At 70.8% G+C, this 25,688-nt stretch carries 24 protein-coding genes and 1 riboswitch; of the genes, 16 read left to right on the top strand and 8 right to left on the bottom strand.

What is annotated here, in order from left to right; all coding sequences use genetic code 11:
- Positions 1-15: 15 nt before the first annotated feature.
- From dxs to ACFY1L_RS02505, 4 genes are all read left to right on the top strand, one after another.
- Entirely contained in the window at positions 16-1,965 is a 1,950-nt protein-coding gene (dxs, locus tag ACFY1L_RS02520) for a 1-deoxy-D-xylulose-5-phosphate synthase (protein ID WP_388816953.1), read from the top strand.
- Positions 1,962-3,347 carry an aspartate aminotransferase family protein gene (locus ACFY1L_RS02515; RefSeq protein WP_388816950.1) on the top strand — a complete coding sequence of 462 codons (1,386 nt, stop codon included), beginning with the start codon at positions 1,962-1,964 and terminating at the stop codon, positions 3,345-3,347. The genes dxs and ACFY1L_RS02515 overlap by 4 nt, the downstream gene beginning before the upstream one ends.
- Positions 3,348-3,435: 88 nt before the next feature.
- Positions 3,436-4,041 (top strand): helix-turn-helix domain-containing protein, encoded by a 606-nt coding sequence (locus ACFY1L_RS02510; RefSeq protein WP_388816947.1) that lies wholly within the window; start codon positions 3,436-3,438, stop codon positions 4,039-4,041.
- Complete coding sequence (locus tag ACFY1L_RS02505) at positions 4,038-4,163, top strand: DUF6126 family protein (RefSeq protein WP_344400340.1); 126 nt, start codon at positions 4,038-4,040, stop codon at positions 4,161-4,163. Before ACFY1L_RS02510 ends, ACFY1L_RS02505 begins: the two co-directional genes overlap by 4 nt.
- A gap of 9 nt (positions 4,164-4,172) precedes the next feature.
- Here ACFY1L_RS02505 and ACFY1L_RS02500 read toward each other — a convergent pair whose 3' ends face one another.
- Positions 4,173-4,970 carry a tyrosine-protein phosphatase gene (locus ACFY1L_RS02500; protein ID WP_388816944.1) on the bottom strand — a complete coding sequence of 266 codons (798 nt, stop codon included), beginning with the start codon at positions 4,968-4,970 and terminating at the stop codon, positions 4,173-4,175.
- Between the two features lie 171 nt (positions 4,971-5,141).
- On the opposite strand from ACFY1L_RS02500, the gene ACFY1L_RS02495 reads away from it, so the two are divergent.
- From ACFY1L_RS02495 to ACFY1L_RS02465, 7 genes are all read left to right on the top strand, one after another.
- Positions 5,142-7,211: an alpha-galactosidase gene (locus ACFY1L_RS02495; protein WP_388816941.1), complete on the top strand. Its 2,070-nt coding sequence runs from the start codon at positions 5,142-5,144 to the stop codon at positions 7,209-7,211.
- Between the two features lie 305 nt (positions 7,212-7,516).
- Positions 7,517-7,695: riboswitch (cyclic di-AMP (ydaO/yuaA leader) on the top strand.
- 4 nt (positions 7,696-7,699) lie between these two features.
- A complete protein-coding gene (locus ACFY1L_RS02490) occupies positions 7,700-8,623 on the top strand; it encodes a peptidoglycan DD-metalloendopeptidase family protein (RefSeq protein WP_388816938.1) in 924 nt (307 codons plus the stop codon).
- Between the two features lie 219 nt (positions 8,624-8,842).
- A complete protein-coding gene (locus ACFY1L_RS02485) occupies positions 8,843-11,557 on the top strand; it encodes a Tat pathway signal sequence domain protein (RefSeq protein WP_388816935.1) in 2,715 nt (904 codons plus the stop codon).
- The gene (locus ACFY1L_RS02480; RefSeq protein WP_388816932.1) at positions 11,554-11,799 is read left to right on the top strand and encodes a hypothetical protein; all 246 of its coding nucleotides are present in this window, start codon (positions 11,554-11,556) and stop codon (positions 11,797-11,799) included. The genes ACFY1L_RS02485 and ACFY1L_RS02480 overlap by 4 nt, the downstream gene beginning before the upstream one ends.
- Positions 11,796-12,530: a DUF6250 domain-containing protein gene (locus ACFY1L_RS02475; RefSeq protein ID WP_388816929.1), complete on the top strand. Its 735-nt coding sequence runs from the start codon at positions 11,796-11,798 to the stop codon at positions 12,528-12,530. Before ACFY1L_RS02480 ends, ACFY1L_RS02475 begins: the two co-directional genes overlap by 4 nt.
- Positions 12,531-12,674: 144 nt before the next feature.
- On the top strand, positions 12,675-13,460 hold the full coding sequence (locus ACFY1L_RS02470; protein ID WP_388818887.1) for an SGNH/GDSL hydrolase family protein: 786 nt from the start codon (positions 12,675-12,677) through the stop codon (positions 13,458-13,460).
- A gap of 96 nt (positions 13,461-13,556) precedes the next feature.
- Positions 13,557-13,898: a VOC family protein gene (locus tag ACFY1L_RS02465; RefSeq protein ID WP_388816926.1), complete on the top strand. Its 342-nt coding sequence runs from the start codon at positions 13,557-13,559 to the stop codon at positions 13,896-13,898.
- Between the two features lie 30 nt (positions 13,899-13,928).
- On the opposite strand, the gene ACFY1L_RS02460 is transcribed toward ACFY1L_RS02465, so the two are convergent.
- The 6 genes from ACFY1L_RS02460 to ACFY1L_RS02435 all read right to left on the bottom strand — a co-directional run bounded on the left by ACFY1L_RS02460 (position 13,929) and on the right by ACFY1L_RS02435 (position 19,378).
- Positions 13,929-14,573, bottom strand: a complete 645-nt coding sequence (locus tag ACFY1L_RS02460; protein ID WP_388816924.1) for a TetR/AcrR family transcriptional regulator — start codon at positions 14,571-14,573, stop codon at positions 13,929-13,931.
- 42 nt (positions 14,574-14,615) lie between these two features.
- Complete coding sequence (locus tag ACFY1L_RS02455; RefSeq protein WP_388816921.1) at positions 14,616-14,909, bottom strand: hypothetical protein; 294 nt, start codon at positions 14,907-14,909, stop codon at positions 14,616-14,618.
- 27 nt (positions 14,910-14,936) lie between these two features.
- Positions 14,937-15,356: a hypothetical protein gene (locus tag ACFY1L_RS02450; protein WP_388816918.1), complete on the bottom strand. Its 420-nt coding sequence runs from the start codon at positions 15,354-15,356 to the stop codon at positions 14,937-14,939.
- A 94-nt stretch (positions 15,357-15,450) separates the two neighbouring features.
- Complete coding sequence (locus ACFY1L_RS02445) at positions 15,451-16,632, bottom strand: Glu/Leu/Phe/Val dehydrogenase dimerization domain-containing protein (protein ID WP_388816915.1); 1,182 nt, start codon at positions 16,630-16,632, stop codon at positions 15,451-15,453.
- Positions 16,629-18,221: a thiamine pyrophosphate-binding protein gene (locus ACFY1L_RS02440; RefSeq protein WP_388816912.1), complete on the bottom strand. Its 1,593-nt coding sequence runs from the start codon at positions 18,219-18,221 to the stop codon at positions 16,629-16,631. Before ACFY1L_RS02440 ends, ACFY1L_RS02445 begins: the two co-directional genes overlap by 4 nt.
- Entirely contained in the window at positions 18,221-19,378 is a 1,158-nt protein-coding gene (locus ACFY1L_RS02435) for an acyl-CoA dehydrogenase family protein (protein WP_388816909.1), read from the bottom strand. The genes ACFY1L_RS02440 and ACFY1L_RS02435 overlap by 1 nt, the downstream gene beginning before the upstream one ends.
- A 284-nt stretch (positions 19,379-19,662) precedes the next feature.
- Here ACFY1L_RS02435 and ACFY1L_RS02430 point away from each other — a divergent pair, with 284 nt between their 5' ends.
- Both ACFY1L_RS02430 and ACFY1L_RS02425 read left to right on the top strand, forming a co-directional pair.
- A complete protein-coding gene (locus tag ACFY1L_RS02430) occupies positions 19,663-20,922 on the top strand; it encodes an MBL fold metallo-hydrolase (protein ID WP_388816906.1) in 1,260 nt (419 codons plus the stop codon).
- Positions 20,923-20,975: 53 nt separating this feature from the next.
- Complete coding sequence (locus tag ACFY1L_RS02425) at positions 20,976-21,776, top strand: DUF429 domain-containing protein (RefSeq protein ID WP_388816903.1); 801 nt, start codon at positions 20,976-20,978, stop codon at positions 21,774-21,776.
- On the opposite strand, the gene ACFY1L_RS02420 is transcribed toward ACFY1L_RS02425, so the two are convergent.
- Positions 21,748-22,134 (bottom strand): cupin domain-containing protein, encoded by a 387-nt coding sequence (locus tag ACFY1L_RS02420; protein WP_388816900.1) that lies wholly within the window; start codon positions 22,132-22,134, stop codon positions 21,748-21,750. The genes ACFY1L_RS02425 and ACFY1L_RS02420 overlap by 29 nt on opposite strands.
- A 101-nt stretch (positions 22,135-22,235) precedes the next feature.
- On the opposite strand from ACFY1L_RS02420, the gene ACFY1L_RS02415 reads away from it, so the two are divergent.
- The 3 genes from ACFY1L_RS02415 to ACFY1L_RS02405 all read left to right on the top strand — a co-directional run bounded on the left by ACFY1L_RS02415 (position 22,236) and on the right by ACFY1L_RS02405 (position 25,659).
- Positions 22,236-22,628, top strand: coding sequence for an AraC family transcriptional regulator (locus tag ACFY1L_RS02415; RefSeq protein ID WP_361269925.1), 393 nt, complete (start codon positions 22,236-22,238; stop codon positions 22,626-22,628).
- 75 nt (positions 22,629-22,703) lie between these two features.
- Positions 22,704-23,114: a VOC family protein gene (locus tag ACFY1L_RS02410; protein ID WP_266963214.1), complete on the top strand. Its 411-nt coding sequence runs from the start codon at positions 22,704-22,706 to the stop codon at positions 23,112-23,114.
- Positions 23,115-23,511: 397 nt separating this feature from the next.
- A complete protein-coding gene (locus ACFY1L_RS02405) occupies positions 23,512-25,659 on the top strand; it encodes an ATP-binding protein (RefSeq protein ID WP_388816896.1) in 2,148 nt (715 codons plus the stop codon).
- Positions 25,660-25,688: the final 29 nt, after the last annotated feature.

Here is a 25,688-nt window from a genome sequence, read left to right as displayed (position 1 = left end):
GAAGGGGGCCCGAGCGTGACCATTCTGGAGAACATCCGGGGACCACGCGACCTGAAGGCGCTGTCCGAGACGGAACTCGGTCAACTGACCGAAGAGATCAGGGAGTTCCTGGTGCACGCGGTGGCCAGGACCGGCGGACACCTCGGGCCCAACCTGGGGGTGGTGGAACTCTCCGTCGCACTCCACCGGGTCTTCGAGTCACCCGTCGACCGCATCGTGTGGGACACCGGCCATCAGAGCTACGTACACAAGTTGCTGACGGGACGCCAGGACTTCTCGAAGCTGCGCGGAAAGGGCGGCCTGTCCGGCTACCCGTCGCGTGAGGAGTCCGAGCACGACATCGTCGAGAACAGCCACGCCTCCACCGCGCTCGGCTGGGCCGACGGCCTCGCCAAGGCCCGCCAGGTGCAGGGCGAGAAGGGCCATGTGGTCGCGGTCATCGGTGACGGTGCGCTGACCGGCGGCATGGCCTGGGAGGCACTGAACAACATCGCGGCCGCCAAGGACCGGCCGCTGATCATCGTCGTCAACGACAACGAGCGCTCCTACGCGCCGACCATCGGTGGCCTCGCCAACCATCTGGCCACCCTGCGCACCACCGACAGCTACGAGAAGGTGCTCGCCTGGGGCAAGGACGTGCTGCTGCGCACGCCCGTCGTCGGCAACACCATCTACGAATCACTGCACGGCGCGAAGAAGGGCTTCAAGGACGCGTTCGCACCGCAGGGCATGTTCGAGGACCTCGGTCTGAAGTACGTCGGCCCGATCGACGGACACGACATCGGGGCCGTCGAATCTGCGCTCCGGCGCGCGAAACGCTTCCACGGGCCGGTCCTCATCCACTGCCTGACGGAGAAGGGCCGCGGCTACGAGCCCGCGATCGCCCACGAGGAGGACCACTTCCACACCGTCGGCGTGATGGACCCGCTCACCTGCGAGCCCCTCGCGCCCTCCAACGGGCCTTCCTGGACCTCGGTGTTCGGCGACGAGATCGTCGCGATCGGGGAGGAGCGGGAGGACGTCGTCGCGATCACGGCGGCCATGCTGCACCCGGTGGGCCTCGGCAAGTTCGCCGCGCGGTTCCCGGACCGCGTGTGGGACGTGGGCATCGCCGAGCAGCACGCCGCCGTATCGGCAGCAGGCCTGGCGACCGGCGGTCTCCACCCCGTCGTCGCCGTCTACGCCACCTTCCTCAACCGTGCCTTCGACCAGCTCCTGATGGACGTGGCGCTGCACCGCTGCGGGGTCACGTTCGTCCTGGACCGGGCCGGCGTCACGGGCGTCGACGGGCCTTCCCACAACGGCATGTGGGACATGTCGATCCTCCAGGTCGTGCCGGGGCTCAGGATCGCCGCCCCGCGCGACGCGGACCAGTTGCGGGCACAGCTGCGTGAGGCGGTCGCCGTCGACGACGCGCCGACGCTGGTCCGCTTCCCGAAGGAATCGGTCGGCCCGCAGATCCCGGCGATCGACCGGGTCGGCGGCCTCGACGTCCTGCACCGCGGCCCGGACACGCCCGAGGTGCTCCTCGTCGCCGTCGGTGTGATGGCGCCCGTCTGCCTGCAGGCCGCCGAGCTGCTGGAGGCCCGCGGGATCTCGTGCACCGTCGTCGACCCCCGCTGGGTCAAGCCCGTCGACCCGGCGCTCCCTGGTCTTGCCGCCGAGCACCGGCTGGTGGCCGTCGTCGAGGACAACAGCCGTGCGTCCGGAGTCGGCGCGGCGGTGGCACTGGCCCTCGGTGACGCCGAGGTCGACGTCCCCGTACGGCGGTTCGGCATCCCGGAGCAGTTCCTCGCGCACGCCAAGCGCGGTGAGGTGCTCGCCGACATCGGGCTCACGCCGGTCGAGGTCGCCGGGCGGATCAGCGCGAGCCTGGCCGTCAAGGAGGCCGAGGACACCCTGGCCGTCAAGGAGGCGGCCGAGAGCGGCGAGGCGGCCGCGCCAGTCAAGGAGAAGGCTGAATGACCAAGGAGTTCGACCTCGGCGCACTCTTGGCCGAGCGCGGAGCCGAACGCTACGAGCTGCACGGGAAGTACCTGAACCACCAACTCCCGCGCATGCTCCACACCATCGGCTTCGACAAGGTCTACGAGCGCGCCGAGGGCGCCCACTTCTGGGACGCGGACGGCAACGACTACCTGGACATGCTGGCCGGGTTCGGGGTGATGGGACTGGGGCGCCACCACCCCGTGGTCCGCAAGGCGCTGCACGACGTCCTCGACGCCCAGCTCGCCGACCTCACCCGCTTCGACTGCCAGCCGCTTCCGGGGCTGCTGGCCGAGCAGCTCCTCGCGCACAGCCCACACCTGGACCGCGTGTTCTTCGGCAACAGCGGCACGGAGGCTGTGGAGACCGCCCTGAAGTTCGCCCGGTACGTCACCGGCAAGCCGCGGATCCTGTACTGCGACCACGCCTTCCACGGCCTGACCACCGGGTCGCTGTCGGTCAACGGAGAGTCCGGCTTCCGGGACGGTTTCGCCCCGCTGCTGCCCGACACGGCCGTACCGCTCGGTGATCTCGACGTCCTGGCAAAGGAGTTGAAGAAGGGCGACGTCGCCGCCCTGATCGTCGAGCCGATCCAGGGCAAGGGCGTGCACGAGGCCCCGCCCGGCTATCTGCGAGCCGCTCAGGAACTGCTGCGCAAGCACAAGGCGCTGCTCATCGCCGACGAGGTGCAGACAGGGCTGGGCAGGACCGGTGACTTCTACGCCTACCAGCACGAGGACGGCGTGGAACCCGATCTGGTGTGTGTGGCCAAGGCGCTGTCGGGCGGCTACGTCCCGGTCGGCGCCACGCTCGGCAAGGACTGGATCTTCAAGAAGGTCTACTCGTCGATGGACCGGGTGCTGGTCCACTCGGCCAGCTTCGGGTCCAATGCCCAGGCCATGGCGGCGGGCCTCGCCGTGCTGTCCGTCATGGAGAACGAGCAGATCGTCGCCAACGCCCGCGCCACCGGCGACCAGTTGAAGTCACGGCTCGCGGCGCTGATCGACAAGTACGAGCTGCTCGCCGACGTGCGCGGCCGGGGCCTGATGATCGGCATCGAGTTCGGCAGGCCCAAGTCGCTGAAGCTGCGCAGCCGGTGGACCATGCTGCAGGCCGCGCGCAAGGGGCTGTTCGCGCAGATGGTCGTCGTACCGCTGCTGCAGCGGTACCGCATCCTCACCCAGGTCTCCGGCGACCACCTCGAAGTGATCAAGCTGATTCCGCCGCTGATCATCGGCGAGCAGGACGTGGACCGGTTCGTCGACGCCTTCACGGCCGTGATGGACGACGCGCACAGCGGTGGCGGGCTGATGTGGGACTTCGGCAAGACGCTGGTGAAGCAGGCGGTCGCCAACCGGTAGACGGCCGCGGATCGGTATGCGTCGCGCGGCGCTTTGCCTCTGAGGCAAGAAATTTGCCGCAGAGGCAAACCTCCGGCTGAATGGAGGCATGAGCTCTTCGGAAGCCGAGGCGGAGCTGCCCGTCGTCGCCCCACAGCTCCGCGCACTGCGCCGCCGCGCCTCCCTCACCCTGGAGGCCGCGGCCCGAGCCGCCGGGCTGTCACCTGCCCACCTCTCCCGGCTGGAGACCGGGCAGCGCCAGCCCTCGCTGCCGATGCTGCTCGCGCTGGCCCGTATCTACGGTACGACCGTCTCGGAGCTGCTCGGCGAGACGGTCGCCGACCGGGACGCCGTGGTGCGGGCCGGGGACATGGAACCGACGGCGGCCGGCGGCTGGACCTACTGGCAGGCCGGGGCGCCCGGCCGCGGCATGCAGGCCCTGCGGGTCCAGGTGCCGTACGGCTCCCAGGGCGACATCGTGCGCGTGCACCCCGGTGAGGAGTGGCTGTACGTCCTGACCGGGCGGCTGCGCCTGCGCCTCGGCGACACGACGCATCTGCTCGCCCCGGGCGACAGCGCGCACTTCGACTCGCTCACCCCGCACCGCATCGCCGCGCAGGACGCCGACGGGGTCGAGCTCCTCTTCGTACACACCCTGCTGCAGAGCCCCACGGCCACGCTGTGCCTGGGCCCCACCACTGGAGACACGCCATGAGCAACAGCAACATGGAGGAGAAGTTCCCCCGCGCCCTGTGGGTGCGCCTGATCATCTACATCGCCGTGGGGCATCTCTTCGCGGCCTTCGTCTACCTGCTGTTCGAGGTGGGCGCGAAGTGACCCGCCGGGTCAGTCGAGCAGCCGCTCCCGCAGTTGCTCGCGAAGCTCCGGCGTGACCCCCAGTCCCTGCTCCAGGTAGGCGTCCACGCTGCCCCACGTCTCCTCGATGGTCTCGAAGGCCGCCGCCATGTACTCGGCACGCGCCTCGAAGAAGGGGCTGAGCAGCTCCATGACCTCGGGGGAGTAGGCCTCGGGTGAGGAGCTGCTGCGGCGCACCTTGTAGCGGCGGTGCTTCGCGTTCGACTCCATGTAGTCGGCGACGATCGCCTCGCGCTCGACACCCAGGGTGAGCAGCGTTACGGCTATGGACAGGCCCGCGCGGTCCTTGCCGGCCGCGCAGTGCATCAGCGCGGGCACGCTGTCCTCGGCGAGGGAGCGCAGCACGCGTGCGTGCACGCCGGTGCGCTCCTTGATGATCGTCCGGTACGAACCGATCATGCGGTTCGCCCCCCTGCCGTCGCCGAGGATCTCCCGCAGCTGGTCGATCTCGCCGTCCCGGACCATCTTCCAGAACTCGGAGCCCTCCGCCGGGTCGGTCAGCGGCAGGTTCACATTGCGCACGCCCGACAGCTCGACGTCCGGGCCCTCCAGCTTCTGGTCCGCCGCATTCCGGAAGTCGAAGATCGTGTGCAGTCCCAGGGACGAGAGGAACTCCGCGTCCTCCTCGGTCGCGTGCGCGAGGTGGCCGCTGCGGAACAGCACTCCGTACCGCACCCGCCGTCCGTCCACTGTCGGAAGTCCGCCAACATCACGGAAGTTGCGGACTCCGGCAAGCTCGGGCTCGGTCGACGGGATCTGCTGCGTCACGGGGGCTCCTCCCAGTCCGCCCCCGCCGGCGCGGCTCGTCGACAGGGACTCTCCCGACGATACGACATGGATTCCTTAGGCAATGAGTTGTCCACAGGCGTTGCGAGCGGGCCCCATGGCCCTTGATGATGTTGGCGATTGATCGCACCTGTTCGGATATGTGAGGGCTTGATGCTGGAGATCGCCGACAACGGCCGTACATGGCTCCTCTCCGGGCCGGCCAGTGGCTACGCCGTCCATCTCACCGAGGACGACGAGCTCCTGCACCTGCACTGGGGTCCCCGGATCACGCTCGCGGACGCCGAGGCGCTCGCCGTCCGCCCGCTGCCCGACTACTGGCCCTTCGAGTCCACACTCGACGGACGCGAGGAGTACCCGGTCGAGGGCGGCCCCCGCTTCGTGCGGCCCGCCCTGTCCGTGCGCACCGACGAGCGCCGCGGCACCGAGTGGCGCTTCGAGACGTACGAGGGGGAGGGCGACCATCTGCGGCTCCGCTTCCGCGACGGCGGGCTCGCGATCACGCTGCACTACCGGATGCGGCAGGACGTCGTGGAGCGATGGGTGACCCTCGACAACGACGGGCCCGCTCTGGAGCTGCTGCGGGCCGACCCCGCGACCTGGACCCTGCCCGATCGGGAGGGCTGGCGGCTGTCCCAGCTGCACGGGCGGTGGGCCGCGGAATCCCGGCTGACCGCCTCTCCTCTCACCTACGGTGAGAAGGTCATCGGCAGCCGCCGCGGCCACACCGGGCACCAGCACTTGCCCTGGGTCGCGCTCGACACCGACGCGACCGAGGAGCGCGGCGAGGTCTACGGCTGTGCTCTCGGCTGGTCCGGTTCCTGGCGGATCGCGGTGGCGCAACTCCCGGACGCGCGCGTGCAGATCACCGGCGGCGCCGGCTACGACGACTCCGGGCTGCTGCGCCTGGAGGCGGGGGAGTCGTACACGTCCCCCGTCTTCGCCGGCCTCTGGAGCGACGGCGGCTTCGGCGGTGCGAGCCGCGCCTGGCACGCGTACCAGCGCGCGTACGTCATCCCGGACGCCGACCGGGACCGGCCCGTGCTGTTCAACTCCTGGGAGGCCACGGAGTTCGACATCTCCGAGGAGCAGCAGGGGACCCTTGCGCGCCGGGCCGCGGCGATCGGTGTCGAGCTGTTCGTGGTCGACGACGGCTGGTTCGGCAAGCGCGTCAGCGACCGCGCCGGACTCGGCGACTGGACGCCCAACCCGGACCGGTTCCCGAACGGCCTCAAGCCGCTCGCGGACTATGTGCACGCCCTCGGCATGCAGTTCGGCATCTGGGTCGAACCCGAGATGATCAACCCAGACAGCGACCTCTACCGCGCACACCCCGACTGGGTGCAGTTCCAACCGGGACGAAAGCGGACGGAATTCCGCAATCAGCTCGTACTGAACCTGGCCCGGGAGGACGTCCAGGAGTACCTGTGGGAGCGACTCGACGCGCTCCTGTCCAGCGCCCCGATCGACTACGTGAAGTGGGACTTCAACCGCTGCTTCACCGACGCGGGCTGGCCGGACGAGCCTTACCCGCAGCGGCTCTGGGTCGACCATGTCCATGCCCTGTACGCCCTGTTGGATCGGCTGCGGGCGGCCCACCCCGACGTCGCCTTCGAGTCCTGCTCGGGCGGTGGCGGCCGGATCGACCTCGGGATCATGAGCCGTACGGACCAGGTGTGGACCTCCGACAACACCGACCCGCTCGACCGGCTCGCCATCCAGCACGGCTTCAGCCAGATCCACCCTGCGCGCGTAATGGCCGCCTGGGTCACCGACAGCCCGAACACCCAGCTCAACGGGCGGGTCAGCTCGCTGCGCTTCCGGTTCGTGAGCGCCATGGCGGGCGTACTCGGCGTCGGCGGGGACCTGACTCAGTGGACTGAGGAGGAGCTTGCCGAGGCTCAGGAGTGGGTGACGCTCTACAAGGGGATCCGGCCCCTCGTGCAGCACGGCGACCTCTATCGGCTCCGACCCCCGACGGGTGGACTCAGCGCGGTGCAGTACGTGCGCGGGGACGAGGCGGTTGTCCTTGCCTGGCTCCAGGCTCAGAGCTACGGCGAACCCGTACCGGCGCTGCGGCTGCGCGGCCTCGATCCGGCAGCATCGTACGAATGCCTCGAAACGGGCGAAGTTCACGGGGGTGCCGTATTGCTGCATCACGGACTTCGTACCGGATTGCGCGGTGACCTCGATGCGGCGATCTTCCGGCTGCGTCGCATCTGAGTCGTCTGTCCGAATTGGCGCGTTGATTCTGCTTCATCATCCTTCGTTCCAACTCGCTCTGGAATGAGGTGTGGTGGAGCAGTGTCACGTGAGGAGCGTCATATCCGTGACCGTGCGTGGCCCGTCATGTTCACGTAATTCACATGCTTTACATGGGGGTTTGGGTAAGGAGATGCTCCCGTAATTCACGCTGGGTAACCGCGAATTCCCACAAGGGATCAACAGAATCCCATTCACAGGGAACCGTCACTTGTCCCTTTGCGTCGCGGTCGCTTACGTTCGCCACCAATCCGGACGGACGCCCAATCCTGCCGCCGCCCGGTGCCCGCACAACTCACCCGTGAACGGCAGGAGCGGGGGACCCACAGGTACAACTGCCTGTTCCGGTCTCCGGAACGGCTAGGGGTTAAGTCGCGTCCAAAACGCGGCCGGACATCTCCAGTTCGCACCCGACAGCTCACCTCGTAGGCGCCGGAGAGGAATTCGCCATGCCCGCGAAGGGTAAGCACCGCCGCCCGAAGTCCCAGCGTTTCACTCGCTCCATCGCCGTCGCCGGAACCGGTGGCGCAGCCCTTGCTCTTCCGCTCATGGGCGCCGCCGGGGCCCATGCCGCCACCCCGCAGTCCGCTTCCCAGTCGGTTTCGGAAAAGACCGTCCAGTCCCTTCCGGCCGCCGAGAAGAAGGCGACCGAGAAGAAGACCGCGGGCGTGCGGACCTATTCGGTCCGGGCCGGTGACTATCTCTCGAAGATCGCCGACGAGCAGCACGTCGCCGGCGGCTGGAAGAAGCTCTACTCGGACAACCGCCGGGCCGTCGGCGACGACCCGTCGCTGATCCACCCGGGTCTGAAGCTCACGATCGGCAAGAAGGCCGCGACGAGCACCACCAAGTCCTCGTCCTCCGCCCCGTCGAAGGCCTCTGCGTCGAGGGGCTCTTCGGCGAAGTCCTCTTCCTCCTCGAAGACGACCGCCACGCAGGCCGCCGAAACCACCAGCACCGCGAACGGGTTCACGCTCCCGGTCGCCGGTGCCACCGTCGGCACGGGCTACCACGTGGCCGGCAGCATGTGGTCCAGCGGGTACCACACGGGCGTCGACTTCGTCGTCCCGACCGGCACCTCCCTCAAGGCCGTGGGCGCGGGCACCGTCGTCTCCGCGGGCTGGGGCGGCGCGTACGGCAACCAGGTCGTCATCAAGCTCGCCGACGGCTACTACGCGCAGTACGGCCACCTGTCCCAGCTCTCCGTCTCGGCAGGCCAGACCGTGACCGAGGGCCAGCAGATCGGCCTCTCCGGAGCGACCGGCAACGTGACCGGCCCGCACCTGCACTTCGAGATCAGGACCACGCCGAACTACGGCTCCGACGTGGACCCGGTCGCCTACCTCCGCTCGAAGGGCGTCGGAGTCGGCTGACCCCCCGCCGACCCATCGCCTGACACGCCGCCGAAGGCCGGACCCCGATCCCCGGGTCCGGCCTTCGGTGTCTTCGGCTTTGCGGCGCCATGATCGCTTCATTGCGGTCTTGTGGCGGGTGGTGCAGGGCTGTCGACAGCGAGGGGAAAGTGGGGACACAGTGATCTCCGTAGCGATGCAAGCGCTTTCTAACGCCTTTCGAGGCCTACGGAGGTCCCCGTGCCCGGCGTCGACCGACGCACCGTCATCAAGGGCGCCGCAGCCGCGGCCGCCGCCGCCCAGTTCTCCTGGGCCCGCACCGCCGCCGCGGCGGACGGCTACGACGCCGAACTCCACTGGCTGGAGGGCCAGGCCCCGGACGTCCACGCCGGTGCCACCTGGGGCGTGCCCTGGGCGCGCGGCGCCCACCGGCCGGAGCAGAGGTTCCGGCTCGCGAGCGCGGACGGCGCGGACGTCCCCGTACAGACCTGGATCACCGGCTACTGGCCCGACGGCTCGGTCAAGTGGACCGCGCACGCGATCGCGCCGGACGCTCCGAAGGCGTCGGCGTACCGGCTCACGGCCGGAACTCCCGCCACGCCCGCGCGGAAGGTCACCGTCACCCGCTCCGCCGGACGCGTCGAGGTGTCCACCGGCGTCATCACCGCCGTCTTCGGCGCGAAGGGCTCCGACACGGTCGTCCGCAGTGTCCGACGCGGGACCGTCGAAATCGCGCGGGCCGGTCAACTGGTCGCCGTACGGCAGGAGTCCGTGCGCGAAGGCGCGGACGTCGAGCAGTTCGCCGGTCGTGTCGAGAAGGTCGAGGTGGAGCAGGACGGCCCGGTGCGGGCCGTGGTCCGCGTCGAGGGCCGGCACCGCCGCGGGGGGCGCACCTGGCTGCCGTACACGCTGCGTTTCGTCTTCTTCGCCGGCGCCGAGGCCTTCCGTCTGGTGCACACCTTCGTCTGGGACGGCGAGCAGAAGCCCGGCTCCGACGAGGGCGACTTCCTGCGCGGCCTCGGCATCCGCTTCACGGTGCCGCTCTCCGACCAGCCGTACGACCGGCACATACGGTTCGCCGACTCGGGCGGCGGCCTGTTCGGCGAGGCCGTCCAGGGCATCACCGGTCTGCGCCGCGACCCGGGCCGGGCGGTCCGCGATGCCCAGATCGCCGGCGAGAAGCTGCCGGACACGTCCACCTGGGACACGCGGGTGTCGAGCCGCCTCGCCTACATCCCGAAGTGGGGCGACTTCACGCTCACCCAGCCCACCGCCGACGGCTATGTCGTCCGCAAGCGCACCAAGGCGGGCCACGGCTGGATCCAGGCCGCCGCCGGTCGGCGCGCGGGCGGCTTCGGCTACGTCGGCGGAGCGGGCGGCGGACTCTCCTTCGGGCTGCGGGACTTCTGGCAGCGCCACCCCACCCAGCTCGACGTCCGCGGCGCCGCGAGCGAGGCCGCCGAGGTCACCCTCTGGCTCTACTCGCCCGAGGCCCAGCCCCTCGACCTGCGCTTCTACCACGACGGCCGCGGCCAGGACACGTACGAGAAGCAGGCCGAGGGCCTGGAGATCACGTACGAGGACTACGAACCCGGCTTCGGCACCCCGTACGGCATCGCCCGCACCAGCGAACTCACCTTCTGGGCACTGGAGAAGACACCGAGCGCCGCGGTGCTCGCCGCGCAGGCCGCCGCCACGGCGACCCCGCCGCTGCTCACCGCAACGCCTCAACGGCTCCATGCGGCAGGGGTGTTCGGCGACTGGGCCCCGGTCGACCGCTCCAACGGCGCCCGCAAGGCGGTCGAGAACCACCTCGACGATCTCTTCGCCTACTACCGCGACCAGCGCGAGGACCGCCGCTGGTACGGGTTCCTCGACTACGGCGACGTCCAGCACACGTACGACAACGACCGGCACGTCTGGCGCTACGACGTCGGCGGATTCGCCTGGGACAACTCGGAGTTGGGTACCGACCTCTGGCTCTGGTACCACTTCCTGCGCACCGGCTCGGCCGAGGTCTTCCGGTTCGCGGAGGCGATGACCCGGCACACCGGCGAGGTCGACGTCTACCACCTCGGCAAGTGGGCCGGCCTCGGAACTCGCCACGGAGTGCAGCACTTCGCGGACAGCGCCAAGCAGGTCCGCATCTCCACGGCCGCCAACCGCCGCTTCCACTACTTCCTCACCGGCGACGAACGCACCGGCGACCTGCTGCGTGAACTCGTCGACGTGGAGCTGACGTTCCTCGAGGTCGACCCGCAGCGCAAGGTCCGCACCGACGGCTACCAGCCCGGCGACCGACACGCGCTGTCCGTCGGGTTCGGCACCGACTGGGGCGGGATCTCGGCGGCCTGGCTGACCGAGTGGGAGCGGCGCGGTCCGGGCGCCGAGAAGGCGAAGGCCAAGCTGGTCAACTCGCTGCGGACGATCGCCGCGCAGCCCAACGGCTTCTTCACCGGCGCGGGGCTGCTCGACGCCGACACCGGCAAGTTCGCGATCACGACCGACAAGAGCGTGAACGTCTCGCACCTGAGCGCCGTCTTCGGGCTCGTCGAGACCAACAGTGAGATCGTGTCGCTGCTCGGAGACGAGGAACCCGAGTTCCGGACCGCCTGGCTGAACTACGCGCAGTACTACAACGCCACCGACGCCCAGAAGAAGCAACTCACCGGCTCCACCTGGAAGTCGGCGCTCCCTGCGGCCCACTCCCGCATCACGGCCTATGCCGCCAACCGCAAGGACGACCCGACGCTCGCCAGGCGCGCGTGGAACGAGTTCTTCACCGGCAGCGACACCTACTTCCCCTCCAACGACTGGTCCCGCGTCACGATCAAGACCCCTGCCGTTCTGCGCACCACCGAGGAGATCCCGTGGATCTCCACCAACTCCTCGGCCCAGTGGGCCCTCGCCGCCATCCAGAACCTGGCCCTGATCGGCGACCGGATCCCGTCATGAGACACATGCTGCTGACGGCGTCGGTGGCCGGGGCCCGTCCGGGACCGGAGTTGGCCTTCTACGGCGACTCCATCACCCAGGTCGGCTTCGGGCGGCCGGGCGTGATCCAGACCGGCAACGGGGGAGTGCCTACGGCGTCGACTCCAGGGCGAGTTCGGACCGGCACCGTCCACCCCAGCGCACAGGGCCATCGCAAGGTGGCCGACCGTCTGTTCGCCCTCATCGCAAAGGAGCACCAGTGAACGCCGGCCATCGCCCGACCACGCGCAGAACCTTCGGGGCCCTGGCCGCAGGCGCCGCCCTGGCCGCCCTCGCCCCCGCCGGGACCGCGAGCGCCGCGCCCCGGCACCGTGGCCGTCTCGTCGCCCACGACGACTTCCGCCACGGCCTCGACAAGTGGGCCGTAGAACTGGAGAAGGGCGGCACCGTCACCGCCTCCCGCGGGGTGCTCGAGGTGGACGTGCCCGCCGGCGCGACGGTCTGGTTCAGGCAGCGCCTCGAAGGGCCGTACGTCATCGAGTACACCGCCACGGCCGTCTCGGAGGGCGGGGTCAACGACCGTGTCTCCGACCTCAACAACTTCTGGAACGCCACCGACGTCCGCTCCCCGGACGACCTCTTCGCCACGCAGCGCGGCGGGGCGCTGGCCGAGTACGACTACCTCAAGACGTACTACGTCGGCTACGGCGCCAACACGAACACCACGACCCGCCTGCGCCGTTACGTCGGCGAGGCCGGGGTGCGGCCGCTCGTCTACGACTACACCGAGCCCCTGCTCGTCGCGAACCAGCCCAACCGGGTCCGGATCGTTTCCGACGGATCGACGGTCCGCTGGTGGAACAACGGGCGGCTCGTCTTCGACTACAGCGACCCGGATCCGTACACAAGTGGGCACTTCGCCTTCCGGACCACCTGGAGCCACTTCCGGATCAGCAACTTCGGGGTCTGGCGATTGACCCGTCAACATCCCTGATCAGAGGGTTATTCCGGTCTTGGTGAACACTTTGGAAGTGGTTTATCTCACCGCCCGTCAACCCTTTATTACGGTCGCGTAGGTCACATTCGAAGGTGAATCATGGCCGACGTGGCAGACGATTCGAAGAGTGACAGCAGATCAGTGATCGGGTCGTACGTTGCGGTGGGGGACAGCTTCACCGAGGGCGTCGGCGACCCCGGCCCCGACGGGGCGTTCGTCGGTTGGGCAGACCGGTTCGCGGTACTGCTCGCGGACCGGCGGCCCGAGGGCGACTTCACCTACACGAACCTCGCCGTGCGCGGCAAGCTGCTCGACCAGATCGTGGAGGACCAGCTCACGCAGGCCGTCGAGCTCGCACCGGACCTGGTCTCCTTCTGCGCCGGCGGCAACGACATCATCCGGCCCGGTACCGACCCCGACGAGGTCGCCGAACGCTTCGAGCGGGCCATCGTCCGGCTCACCGAGGCCGTCGGCACCGTCATGGTGACGACCGGCTTCGACACCCGTGGCGTGCCCGTGCTCAAGCATCTGCGCGGCAAGATCGCCACCTACAACGGCCATGTGCGGGCCATCGCCGACCGGTACGGCTGTCCCGTGCTCGACCTGTGGTCCCTGAAGACCGTCCAGGACCGCAGGGCCTGGGACGACGACCGCCTCCACCTCTCGCCCGAGGGGCACACGCGCGTGGCGCTGCGTGCCGGACAGGTCCTCGGCCTGGAGGTGCCGGCCGACCCGGACCAGCCCTGGCCGCCGCTCCCGCCGCGCGGCACCCTCGAGGTCCGGCGGGACGACGTGCACTGGGCGCGCGAGTACCTGGTGCCGTGGATCGGCCGCCGGCTGCGCGGCGAGTCGTCGGGCGACCACGTCACGGCGAAGGGCGCGCTCTCCCCGGACGACATCAAGATGCGGATCGCCTCGGTGGCCTGAACCGACGCCCACGCGGACCGCGACGGGCCGAGCCGAGTTACAGCGGCTCGGCCCGTCGGGCTGAGCGCACGGAACCGCCGGACCTACCATGTCGTCATGGCCGTCGTCCTCTTCGCAGGCATCCCCGTCAACGACTACGAAGCGGCACTGACCTGGTACGAGCGGCTGCTCGGTGGCCCCGCGACGTTCTTCCCGAACGACAAGGAGGCCGTGTGGGAGCTCGCCGAGCACCGGTACGTGTACATCGAGCACCGGCCCGGCCACGGCGGTCACGCCCTGCACACCGTCTTCGTCGACGACCTCGACGCACGGGTCGCGCAGATCGCCGACCGGGGTCTGAGGCCCACGGATCGCGAGACGTACGCGAACGGCGTGCGCAAGGTCACCTATCGGGATCCGGACGGGAACGAGATCGGGTTCGGCGGCGCGCCGCTCTGAAGGCCCGGTACCGCTCCGAGGGCCCCGCGGTCAGGAGGATTCGGACGCGGGCTCTGCGCGCTCCGACGCCGTCAACGCCGCCCGCTCCAGCCCCAGTTCCCGTGCCAGCGCCTCGTCCACCCACTCCTGGGCCCGCGCCCGCGACACCGCGCCCGCGTACGACGTCAGCTGCACCGCGAGCCCGTCCAGCAGGGCCGTCAGGCGCAGGGCCGTGCCGTGCGGGTCCGGGCAGCGGAACTCGCCCGCTGCCACGCCCTCCGCGATGACCTCGGCGAGCGCCGCCTTCCACTGCTTGTCGAGGTCGCGTGTGACCTCCTGCAGCGCGGGTTCGCGCAGCGCCGCCGCCCAGCCCTCGATCCACAGCCGCCAGCCCTTGGCCTGGCCGGTCGGCGCGTACCAGCGCACGGCCGAGCGCAGCCGTCGCAGCGCCGTGGTGCGGCGGCCCAGCAACTTGCGCAGATGTGCCAGGTCGTCCTCGGCCGCGTAGGTGAACGCGGCGGCGACCAGCTTCTCCTTCGTCGAGAAGTGGTACAGCACCAGCGCATTGCTCACGCCGAGCGCCGAGGCCACGTCGGCGATCCTGACCGCCGCCACGCCCCGCGCCTCGATCTGCTCGATGGAGGCACGCAACAGCTCCTCGCGCCGCTCGGCCACGCTCAACCGCACTCTCGCCACGCGGTCACCCTATTCCGTCGCCGCCGACGGTGCCGGGCGAGGTCACTGCCCGACGAGTTCCACGGGGTACAGGTCCGTCCGCGCCACGGCCGCGTCGCGCTCGCCTGCCAGGGCGGTACGGCGCTCGTCGGCCATGAACCCGTCGTAGCCGGCCTGCGAGGCGAACTCGATCAGCTGGATCTCGTCCGGACGGCCGTCGGCGCCGTCGGTTCGGGCGCGCTGCAGCAGCCGCCCGCCGTGCTCGCCCAGCAGGGCCAGCACCTTGTCCTCGTACGCGGCCAGCGCCTCGGCGGCTCCGGGTCGGGCCCACAGCAGACAACACAGTCGAACCGTCACGGTGCCCGACCCTATCCAGAGGTGGGGTCAGTCCGGGAACTGGTAGTCGAACCTGATGCGGCCGTCCCCGTCCAGGACCAGGAAGTCCCGGCCGCCGCCGGTCACTTGCCCTTCCCCGGTGTGAAAGGCCTCCCAGCGGAAAGTGATCACGTCCCGCAGGTGCCGGGCGGCCTCCTGGATGCGGAAGACGTACGTTCCCGGCGCGACGAACTCCTCGTAGGCGCGCGTTACGCGCGCGTGGAGCTCGTCGTGGCCGTGGGCCTCCAGGGCGGCGGTGGTGAAGCCGAGGCCCACCGCCTGCTCGTGCATCTGCTGGGGCGGCAGGAGGATGTGCTGACCCTCCTCGGTCCACAGATCGTGCACGGTCTTGCGTCGGATCTCCGGGTCGGGTTCGTTCCAGAGCCCTATGTAGCGCTCGATCAGGTCCTGCGCGTCGACGGAGGGCATGGCACTCCTCGTGTGGGGTGAGCTGTGTATGCCCTCGACCCTCCCGCCGCCGGCCTCCCGTCTCAATTCCCGGCAGGGTATGGCGCCGCCGCCGTCACCGATACCACCCGAAGCGCTCGGCGATCACCGGCAGTCGGTCCGCGACGATCGCATGCGCGGCCGCTCGCGGAGTCGTCCTGTCGGCCTCCGCGCGGGCCAGCATCTGCTCGGTCAGAGCGCGCATCGAGCGGCGGGTGTGCGTGAACGCCTCGTCGGCGTCCGGGCCGATGTCGCCGAACAGGGTCCACCACCACCAGGCATTCGTACCGGAGTTGACGACTACGTCCGGCAGCACGGTCACCCCGCGCGCGGTCAACAGCTCCTCCGCATCGGGCAGTACGGGCATGTTGGCCGCCTCGACGATCCAGCGGGCGGTGATCCGCTCCTGGTTCGTCGTGTCGATCGCGTACGACACGGCCGCCGGCACCAGCACCTCGGCGTCGGCCGACAGCCAGGCGTCGCCCGGCAGTTCACGGTCGCCGGGGCGCAGGACCGCGCGGTCCACGGTGCCGTAGGCGTCCCGCGCGGCGAGCAGTGCCTCGACGTCGAGGCCCGCCGGATTGGTGATGGTGCCCTTGATGTCGGCGACGGCCACGACGGTGAGCCCCGCGCGCGCGAGGAAGCGCGCCGTGGCCCCGCCCATGGTGCCCAGGCCCTGCACGGCGACCCGGGTTCCCGCATGCGGCACGCCCGCCCGGTCCAGGGCCGCCAGCGCGGACTCGGCGACCCCGCAGCCGCCGACGAGCTCGTCCAGCCCGATGCCGTCCACCTCGACCGCGAACGCGTCCGCGAGCCGCCGCCGCGCCGTCGCCTCGTCGTCGAGCAGCGGATACACGGCCTGGATGGACGACACCAGGCCCGCCTCGGCCGCCGCGCGGTCCACCAGGTCCTGGGTCAGACCGAGATCCTCACCTGTGGTCCAGAAGCTCTCGACGTACGGCTTCATGGCCCGCAGATAGCGCACCAGCAACTCGTACGCCCCCGGGTCCTGGGGGTCGCAGTCGATGCCGCCCTTGGCGCCGCCCAGGGGGACGTAGCGGCCTTCGGGGTTGTAGTGCAGCGCCTCCTTCATGGTCATCCCGCGGGCGAGCCCGGCGACCTCGTCGAGCGTGCAGCCCGCGCGCATCCGCAGCCCGCCGCTGGAGACGCCGCGTACCAGCCGGTCGACGACCAGGAAGCCCTGGCGGCCGGTGAGATGGTCGGTCCAGGTGAGCGACATGAGGGGGGCGGCGGTCATGGGGTCTCCTCGGGGATGACGATCAGGGTGGGACCGGGTGTGTCCAGGGCCTCGGTGAGGGCGCGGCGGAACTCCTCGGGACTGCACGCGCGTGTGCCGTGCCCGCCGTACGCGCGCGCCAGGGCCGGCAGGTCGACCGGCGGCAGGTCGACCGCGGTCGGGGTGTCGCCGCGCGCCGCCATCTCGGCGCGGATCTCGCCGTAGCCGCCGTTGTCGAACACCACTATGGGCAACGGGAGTTGGAGCTGCACCGCGGTGGCCAGTTCCTGCACGGTGAACTGCAGCCCGCCGTCGCCGCCGAGCGCCACCACCTGCCGGTCCGGCCGCGCGACCTTGGCGCCGATCGCCGCGGGCAGGGCGTAGCCGAGAGTGCCGAAGCCGGTCGGGTGGAGGTAACGGCCCCGGGGGCCGAGCGGGAAGTGGGGGAGCGCGCCGTAGTAGCAGCACTGGGCGCTGTCCGAGGTGACGACCGCGTCCTCGGCGAGTACGGAGCGCATGGCGTGCAGATACGGGATCCAGCGCGCGTCGCGTGCGGCGGACTCGGCGTCGCGGGTGGCCCGGAGGGCGGGGATCTCGTCCACCACGCGCGCGTGGCCCGTCACTTCGGGCAGCAGGGCGTCCAGGACGGCACGCGCGTCCCCGACGAGCGGCACGTCCGTCGGCACGCCCGCGTACATCTGGTCCGGGTCGATGTCGATGCGCACCAGCGTGCCGTCGAGCGGGGGCGGGGGAGACCAGAAGTCGGACTCGGCCAGTTCAGTCCCCACGGCGAGGACGACGTCCCGGGCGGCGAGCCACTTCTGCACCGCCGCGCTGTGCAGGGACACGCCGAGGGACAGCGGATGCGTCTCGGCGACGGTGCCCTTGCCGTTGGCGGTGGTGACCACAGGAGCTCCCAGGCGCTCGGCGAGGGCGAGGCAGGCACGCTGTGCGCCGCGCGCGCCGCCGCCGAGGACCAGCGCCGGGCGCCGCGCCTGTGTGAGGGCCCAGGCCGCCTCGCGCACGGCGTGCGGGTCCGGGGCGGCGCCCGGGACGGGCGGGGCAGGGCGGACGCGCCCCGGTGCCTCGGTCGCCTCCAGGAGGTCCAGCGGGACCTCGATGTGCGCGGGCCGCGGCCGACCCGTACGGAACAGGGTGAACGCGCGCGCCACGGCGGCGTCGATCTCGGCGACCGAGGAGACACGGTGGCTGAACGCGGCCACGCCCCGCAGCGCCTCGGTCTGGCTGCGCATCTCGTGCAGCAGCCCCGTCGACAGGCGCGGGTGGCGCAGCGGCATACCCGGGGAGACCACGAGCAGCGGCACGCTGTCCGAGTACGCCTGCCCGACGGCGGCGGCGGTGTTCAGCAGGGCGGGTCCGGTCGTGGTGAGGATCACACCCGGGCGGCCCGTCACGCGCGCGTACCCGTCGGCCGCGTACCCGGCACCCTGTTCATGACGGGGCGTCACATGCCGTATGCCGTAAGGCGCCAGATGCCGGTAGACCTCCAGGTTGTGGGTGCCGGGGATGCCGAAGACGTGCGTCACGGAGTGTGCGTCCAGGGCGCGGACGAGCGCCTCTCCTCCGCTGAGGAACCGGTCCTGTCCCATCACAGGCTCCGGGAGATGACGAGCCGCATGATGTCCGAGGTGCCCTCCTCGATCTCCTCCAGCTTGGCGTCCCGCATCCACTGCTCGACCGGGAACTCGCGCGAGTAACCCCAGCCGCCCAGCGTCTGGACGGCCGCCCAGGTGCAGTACGCGGCGGTCTCGGACGCGGTCAGCTTGGCCATGGCGGCCTCGGCGGTCGCGTCGAGGCCGGCGTCCAGGCGGCGCGCGGCCCGCCAGGTCATCAGCCGGGCCTGCTCCACGCGCGTGCGCATGTCGGCCAGGCGGAAGGCGACCGCCTGGTGCTCGATGATCGGCTTGCCGAACTGGCGCCGTTCACGGGCGTAGTCGCGCGCGTACTCGTACGCGGCCCGCGCCACCCCGGTCGCCGCCGCGCCCAGTACCGTGCGCGAGACGTCGAAGGTCCGCATCAGCCCGTGGAAGCCCTGCCCCTCCGCGCCGAGCCGGTGCTCCTCGGGCACGAAGGCGTCCTGGAAGAAGATCTCCCGGCACACGATCGCGCGCTGACCCATCTTCTTCATCGGCTCGCCGAACGAGACGCCTTCGGTGTCCTTGCGCAGCAGGAACGCGGTCACGCCGCGCGAGCGCTGCGTCGGGTCGGTCTTGGCGAACACGACGTACTGCTCGGCCTCGCCCGCGTTGGAGATCCACGCCTTCTGGCCGTTGAGCCGGTAGCCGCCCTCGGTGCGGTGCGCGGTGGTGATGATCGAGGCGGCGTCGGATCCTGCGCCCGGCTCGGTCGTCGCCAGGGCCGTCATCGGGGTGCCGGGGCCGGCGAGCGGGCTCAGCCACTCCCGCTTCTGCTCCGCGCTGCCCAGCTCCAGGACCGGGTCGGCGAAGAAGCCGTTCGAGCAGAGCAGATTGCCGATGCCCAGGTCGCCGACGCACAGCTCCTCCTGTACGAGGCACTGGGTGAACACGTCGGTGAAGCCGCCCCCGCCGTACTCCTCCGGGAGCATGAAGCCGGTGATGCCCACCTTCGCGGCCTTGCGCCACAGGTCCCACGGCGTCTCGACGTCCGCCTCGTCGACGGCACGCGCGCGTGGGCGTATCTCCTCCCGTGCGAAGGCGCGCGTGAGGTCCACGATGTCGCGCTGCTCCTGGCTGAGCGGGACCAGTTCGGTGGGGAGGTCGGACATGGTGCCTCCATCGGGCCGTGGGGGGATGCTCACCGGCAGGCGATGAATTACTGAATAGTCAGTCAGTATCGGAATCGGGCTCGTGCCGTGTCAATGTCCTGAACGGATCATGGGGGCGGCGCACGGAGGGCCGGGCGTCTCGCCACGCGGCGTGGCGGCACGGTCACGCCGTGGGATTTCTTTGGGCTTTCTTTGGAAAGAGCCCGGCGTAACCCGGACGGCCCCGGTGTTGTCAGAGGGGCAGACCATAATGGAATGCCTCACCGACTCCACCTGGAGGTACCGTGTCCGGTTTCCGTTCCCTGAGCTCCGGGCTCCGCGCGCTGCAGCCCGCGGGCTTCGGCGCGGACCCGAGCGGTGAGCGCCTCGCGCGTATCCGCAGATCGCCCCACTTCAAGGACGGCGTCTTCCAGAATCCCGGAGGCACCGCCCGGACCCGGCCCTCCGGCTCGACGGTGGAGTTCGCGAAGGTCTTCTTCGACAAGGACGAGCGGCCCCGGCGTGCCCCGAAGGGCACGGTGCCCGTGCATGCGACGACACTCGCCGACATCTCCAAGCCGCCCGCCACGGGGCTCCGGCTGACCTGGATGGGCCACTCCAGCGTGCTCGCCGAGATCGACGGACAGCGGGTGCTCTTCGACCCGGTGTGGGGCGAGCGCTGTTCCCCGTTCTCCTTCGTCGGCCCCAAGAGGCTGCACCCGGTGCCGCTGCCGCTGGCCGCGCTGGGCCCGGTCGACGTCGTCGTCATCTCGCACGACCACTACGACCACCTGGACATGCCGACGATCAAGGCACTGGCCGACACGGACACCCTGTTCGCGGTGCCCCTCGGCGTCGGCGCCCATCTCGAGCACTGGGGCGTCTCCGCCGACCGGCTGCGCGAGCTGGACTGGCACGAGGCGACGAAGGTCGGCGGCCTCACCCTGACCGCGACGCCGGCCCGGCACTTCTGCGGCCGCGGGCTGCGCAACACCCAGCACACGCTCTGGGCCTCCTGGTGCGTCGCGGGCGAGGAGCACCGGATCTACCACAGCGGTGACACCGGGTACTTCGAGGGCTTCAAGGACATCGGCGCCGAGCACGGCCCGTTCGACGCCACGATGATCCAGATCGGCGCGTACTCCGACTTCTGGCCGGACATCCACATGACGCCCGAGGAGGGCATGCGGGCCCACCTCGATCTCCAGGGCGGCGAGCCGCACGGCGTGATGATGCCGATCCACTGGGCCACCTTCAACCTGGCGACGCACCCCTGGGCGGACCCCGGCGAGGGCACCGTCGCAGCCGCCCGCGCCACGGGCTCCCGTATAGCCCTGCCCCGTCCCGGCGAGCCCTTCGAGCCCACCGCCGAGACCGTGCCCGCCGACCCGTGGTGGCGCGGTGTCGCCCAGGCTCCGCCGGGCGGCTGGCCGGCCGCGGACGCCCTCACGGAGGCCGTGGTCAAGACGGCGGCCGGCGACGCCGCCGACACCCAGGCCGACGCGGCCGCGGAGGGGAAGACGTCCGAGGGCACGGGGGAGCCCGAGACGGTCCCGGCGGGCTGACCCCGTCCGTGGAGGCCGTGAACCGGCACGACGTGCCGGGGGAGGACCCCGGCGTGAGGCAGCGGCAGGCGGTGACGGTCGGGATCGACCTGGCTGCGAGTGCGCGGCGGACCGCCGTGTGCCGGGTGGTCTGGGGAGACAGGGGCGGTCCGGCGGCGGAGTTCGTCGTGCCGGACGGGGACGAGGACCTGCTGGCGCTGGTCCGGGCCGCCGACAAGACCGGCCTCGACTGCCCGCTCGGCTGGCCGTCGAGCTTCGTGGCGACGGTCCTGGCCCACCACCAGGGGCAGCGGCTCCCGGCCCCGGCCCGGTTCGAGGGACGTGCGGACGGCAGGCCCGGCCTGGACGCGTTGCGATTCCGGCTGACCGACGACCTCACGTGGAAGGCGACCTCGATGCGGCCGCCGCTGTCGGTGTCCACCGATCTGCTCGGGGTCGTGGCACTGCGCGCGGCCCGGCTCCTGGACCAGCTCGGTGCGACGGACACCGCCGTGCCCCGCGACGGCTCCGGACCGGTCGCCGAGGTGTATCCCGCCGCCGCACTGCGGCTGTGGGGCATCCGGACGGCCCGCAGCTACAAGAGCGCCGTACCGGAAGCCCGCGAAGTGCGGGAGCACCTCGTGCGCTCGATCGAGGCGGGCCTCGGGCTGACCCTGCCCGATCCGGTGCGCACGCAGAGCGTCGACAGCCACGACCATCTCGACGCCCTGGTCTGCGCGTTGGTCGCCCGCGCCGTCCTGGTCGGCGACACCCGGTGGCCGCATTCGCCGCAGGAGCGGGCGGCCGCCCGGCAGGAAGGGTGGATCCATCTGCCCGGCGGAGACCTCACCGTCCTGCGGGCCCGTCGACGTTGAACGTGGACTGCCCGGTCCCCGCCCTGGTGACGATGATGTCGGCGGGCTCCGACGAGGGGTTGCTCTCCCGGTGCACGGCGCCCTTCGGCACGTAGACGAAGTCGCCGGGGCCGGCTTCGAGCGTCTGCGAGCCGTCCGGGCCGAACTCCATCCGGAGGGCTCCGGTGAGGACGTAGATCACCGATTCGTGCTCGCCGTGGTGATGCCAGCCGGAGGCCATCCCGGCCTCGGTGCGGACGAATCCCGACCACATTCCCCCGGTGGCGAGCGCCTCCTGCCGGTCCATCCCCGGCGTCGCGGGCCCGGGTCGGCGGTCGCCGGGACGGACGACGTGCACCTCATCGCGTCGAGGATCCATGACGGCTCCTTCCGCTCGGGCCGTCCAGCGGCGGCCACGTCTCATGACCAGGCTAGCCGCGGGCCGCCACCGCGAGTCGAGATCCATGGTGTGATGGCCGCGTGAGCCGTGCCGTCGAAGAGAGCAATCGCCGTATGCTCCGCGCCCGGGACGCCATGGACCGTGCCTATGCCGAGCCGCTGGACGTGCCGGCGCTGGCCCGGATCGCCCATGTGTCCCCGGCGCACTTCACGCGCACCTTCCGGGCCACGTTCGGCGAGACCCCGCACCGCTACCTGCAGCGCCGCCGCGTCGAGCGGGCGATGTTCCTGCTGCGCGAGACCGACCGCAGCGTCACGGACATCAGCTTCGAGGTCGGCTTCGCCAGCCCGGGCACCTTCAGCCGCACGTTCCGCGACATCGTCGGCCGCTCGCCGAGGGAGTACCGCAAGCAGGCCGTGGCCCTGGACGTCCCCACCTGTTTCACGATGGCGTGGATGCGGCCGAGCGCCTGACAGCCTGCTCGTCCTTCGGCCGGCAGAGCAGTTTTGGATAAGTTTTCGCCGGCCCGGGCTCGTAGCGTGATGCACATGTTCACAGCAATCACGCACTCGCAGATCTACGTACTCGACCAGGACGAGGCGCTCGACTTCTACGTCGGCAAGCTCGGTCTGGAGGTCAACACCGATGCCGACCTCGGCTTCATGCGCTGGCTCACCATCAACGTCCCCGGTCAGCCGGACCGCGAGGTCCTGCTGGAGCGGCCCGGCCCGCCGCGGCTGTCGGAGGAGACGGCGGAACAGGTCCGCGAGCTGCTGACCAAGGGCGCCACAGGCGGCTTCCTCATCTTCCGGACCGAGGACTGCCGCAAGACGTACGAGACCCTGAAGGCCAAGGGCGTCGAGTTCACCGAGGAGCCCACCGAGCGGCCGTACGGCATCGACTGCGGCCTCAGGGACCCCTTCGGCAACAGCATCCGTTTCACCCAGCCGAAGGCGTGACACCGCCGCCGCGGTTGACACGGACAGTGACGTTCAGGGGATGACTCCCCAGGGCTCAGGAGGGGCCCGAAACGGTCCGGTCGGGTCGGCGAGCGGACAGATATCGGCAACCGGCAAGGGCCGGGGAGCGATCGCTCCCCGGCCCGCACTTCTGCGCCGTGACCGCTTCTGACCAGCTCTGATCGATCCCTTTTGCAGCGGGACCGCCTGTCCGCTGGGTTTATCGGTCTGTCGTACGAAGCCTCATACCAGAGCGGGACGCTCTGCGTGGGACTTTGTCAACTGCCCACCGCACATGATGCGTTGGCGACTACTGTGAGTGTCCATCGGGCGCCGCATGCCCGAACCGCGCAGCCCGCGCCCCAGGCACCGACGGACCAGTACGACGAGGACACCGATGTCTCACCTCCGCGCACCGGCCCCACGCGCAGACCGCCGCGAGGGCGGACGGCACGGACGGCCGGTCGCCCGCACCGTTCCCTCGCTGCCCGAGACGCACATACGGCCCCAGTTGCTGCGGCTCGCGATCCTGCCGCCGATCGCGGTCGCCCTCAGCGCCTGCGCCGCGGTCCTGTTCACGGTCCGATCCACGGGGGCACGGCCCGGTCTCGTCCTGTGGGGCGTACTCGCGGGCGCCGCCGCGGTGGCCCTCGCGGGCATCCTGATCGCCAGCGTCGCCGCCGACCGTGCCGCCAAGTCGGTCAGCGACCGCATCGCCGCCCTGCGCCGCAGCAGCGCCCGCGGCGAGGCCGACCTGCGCGCCCTCGTCGAATCGCTGCGCCGCGGCGACGCCGTACCCCCGCGCAAGCCGCGCAGCGGTCCCGCCGACGGCGCCGACGACTTCGAACTGCTCGCCGCCGACCTGACCCGCGCCCACGACGGTGCCGTCACCGCCGTCGTCCAGGCCGCCCAGCTCTCCAGCCAGGCGGGCAGCGAGCAGAAGCTCGAGGTCTTCGTGAACCTCGCCCGGCGGCTGCAGTCGCTCGTGCACCGGGAAATCTCGATCCTCGACGAGCTGGAGAACGAGATCGAGGACCCCGACCTGCTCAAGGGCCTCTTCCACGTCGACCACCTCGCCACCCGGATCCGCCGCCACGCGGAGAACCTCGCCGTCCTCGGCGGCGCCGTCTCCCGCCGGCAGTGGAGCAACCCTGTCTCCATGACCGAGGTGCTGCGCTCCGCCATCGCGGAGGTCGAGCAGTACTCCCGGGTCAAGCTCGTGCCCCCGATCGACGGCACCCTGCGCGGCCACGCCGTCGCCGACGTCATCCACCTGCTGGCCGAACTCGTCGAGAACGCAACGGTGTTCAGCGCCCCGCACACCCAAGTCCTGCTGCGCGCCAACCTCGTGACGTCCGGACTCGCCGTCGAGGTCGAGGACCGCGGCCTGGGCATGCCCGTCGCCGAGCAGAAGAAGATGAACGACCTGCTCTCCGACCCCGACCAGGTCAACGTCGCCAGCCTGCTGGCCGACGGCCGCATCGGCCTGTTCGTGGTCTCACAGCTCGCGCGGCGGCACGGCATCAACGTACGCCTCCAGACCAACATCTACGGCGGCGTCCAGGCCGTACTGGTCGTGCCACAGGGCCTGTTGGGCTCGACGCCGGGCGTTCCCGGGGTGGCCCCGCAGCCGCAGGGTGTCATGGGGGTGGGGGGAGCGACGGGGGTGTCCGTGCCGCCGCGCTCCCCGCAGCCACAGCCACACGCGCCGTCCGCGCCCGGACCGGAGACCGGGGCGCGTCGTGTCGTGCCTCCGCCGCCGCGGCGCGCAGAGCAGCGGGAGGCCGCGCGGCCCGCGACCACCATGCCGAACGGCAGCATGGTCAACGGCGGTTCCCACGGCGGCGGTTCTGCCAACGACGACACACTGAACGGCACCACGGCGGGCGGCAGCCGACCGGGACCCCTGCCCGTACGCGGCGCCCACGAGGAGCGGGCCAACCCGGCGGAGGCACTCCCCGGCATCCGGCCCGACGACCGGCGGCTGGTCGCGGAGAACGCGGCCACACCACCCACGCCCCGCACCGGCACCGTCCGCGGCACCATGGGCAAGCCCCAACTCCCGCGCCGCCGCGCCCAGGAGCACATCGCACCCCAGCTCCGCGACGGTCCCGCCCCCCGCCAGGACACCGAGTACCTCGCCGGCCACGACCCGGGCCTGATGGCGGCCTTCCAGCGCGGTATCGGCATGGCGGAGGCCCAACAGCACCTGGAGTCGGATCACAACTGGTCGGCGCAGACGACGTCGGCCCGCATGGACCCGACGCACATGGAGTCGGCCCACATGGAGTCGCCCCATATGGAGTCGTCCCATATGCAGGCGTCGTCACACCCGGATCGCGAGCCCATGACCACCGCCGCCATGGACCAGGCGGCCACGGACACGACCACCGTGCACGCGACCTCGGTGAACATCACGTCCCTGGAGGTGACCCCCATGGACGTACCGCACATGGACCCCGCCCACATAGCCGAGGCACGCCCCGCGTCCGCGCGCGGCATCGACCACCCCACCCGGCACGACGGGAGCGCACCGGCCGGATGACCAACCTCTCCACCCCCGCCCCCACCGCT

Source organism: Streptomyces sp. NPDC001663, assembly GCF_042893105.1.
Classification (GTDB): domain Bacteria; phylum Actinomycetota; class Actinomycetes; order Streptomycetales; family Streptomycetaceae; genus Streptomyces.
This window is presented reverse-complemented; position numbering and strand designations above follow the sequence as displayed.

Bases quoted from the DNA above. Each gene is read 5' to 3' on its own strand.
- ACFY1L_RS02505 (WP_344400340.1), top strand. From the start codon at position 4,038: ATGAGCAACAGCAACATGGAGGAGAAGTTCCCCCGCGCCCTGTGGGTG.
- ACFY1L_RS02435 (WP_388816909.1), bottom strand. From the start codon at position 19,378: ATGTCCGACCTCCCCACCGAACTGGTCCCGCTCAGCCAGGAGCAGCGC.
- ACFY1L_RS02495 (WP_388816941.1), top strand. From the start codon at position 5,142: ATGCTGGAGATCGCCGACAACGGCCGTACATGGCTCCTCTCCGGGCCG.
- ACFY1L_RS02510 (WP_388816947.1), top strand. From the start codon at position 3,436: ATGAGCTCTTCGGAAGCCGAGGCGGAGCTGCCCGTCGTCGCCCCACAG.
- ACFY1L_RS02515 (WP_388816950.1), top strand. From the start codon at position 1,962: ATGACCAAGGAGTTCGACCTCGGCGCACTCTTGGCCGAGCGCGGAGCC.
- ACFY1L_RS02445 (WP_388816915.1), bottom strand. From the start codon at position 16,632: ATGACCGCCGCCCCCCTCATGTCGCTCACCTGGACCGACCATCTCACC.
- ACFY1L_RS02405 (WP_388816896.1), top strand. From the start codon at position 23,512: ATGTCTCACCTCCGCGCACCGGCCCCACGCGCAGACCGCCGCGAGGGC.
- ACFY1L_RS02465 (WP_388816926.1), top strand. From the start codon at position 13,557: ATGGCCGTCGTCCTCTTCGCAGGCATCCCCGTCAACGACTACGAAGCG.
- ACFY1L_RS02490 (WP_388816938.1), top strand. From the start codon at position 7,700: ATGCCCGCGAAGGGTAAGCACCGCCGCCCGAAGTCCCAGCGTTTCACT.
- ACFY1L_RS02420 (WP_388816900.1), bottom strand. From the start codon at position 22,134: ATGGATCCTCGACGCGATGAGGTGCACGTCGTCCGTCCCGGCGACCGC.
- ACFY1L_RS02480 (WP_388816932.1), top strand. From the start codon at position 11,554: ATGAGACACATGCTGCTGACGGCGTCGGTGGCCGGGGCCCGTCCGGGA.
- ACFY1L_RS02450 (WP_388816918.1), bottom strand. From the start codon at position 15,356: ATGCCCTCCGTCGACGCGCAGGACCTGATCGAGCGCTACATAGGGCTC.
- ACFY1L_RS02440 (WP_388816912.1), bottom strand. From the start codon at position 18,221: ATGGGACAGGACCGGTTCCTCAGCGGAGGAGAGGCGCTCGTCCGCGCC.
- ACFY1L_RS02410 (WP_266963214.1), top strand. From the start codon at position 22,704: ATGTTCACAGCAATCACGCACTCGCAGATCTACGTACTCGACCAGGAC.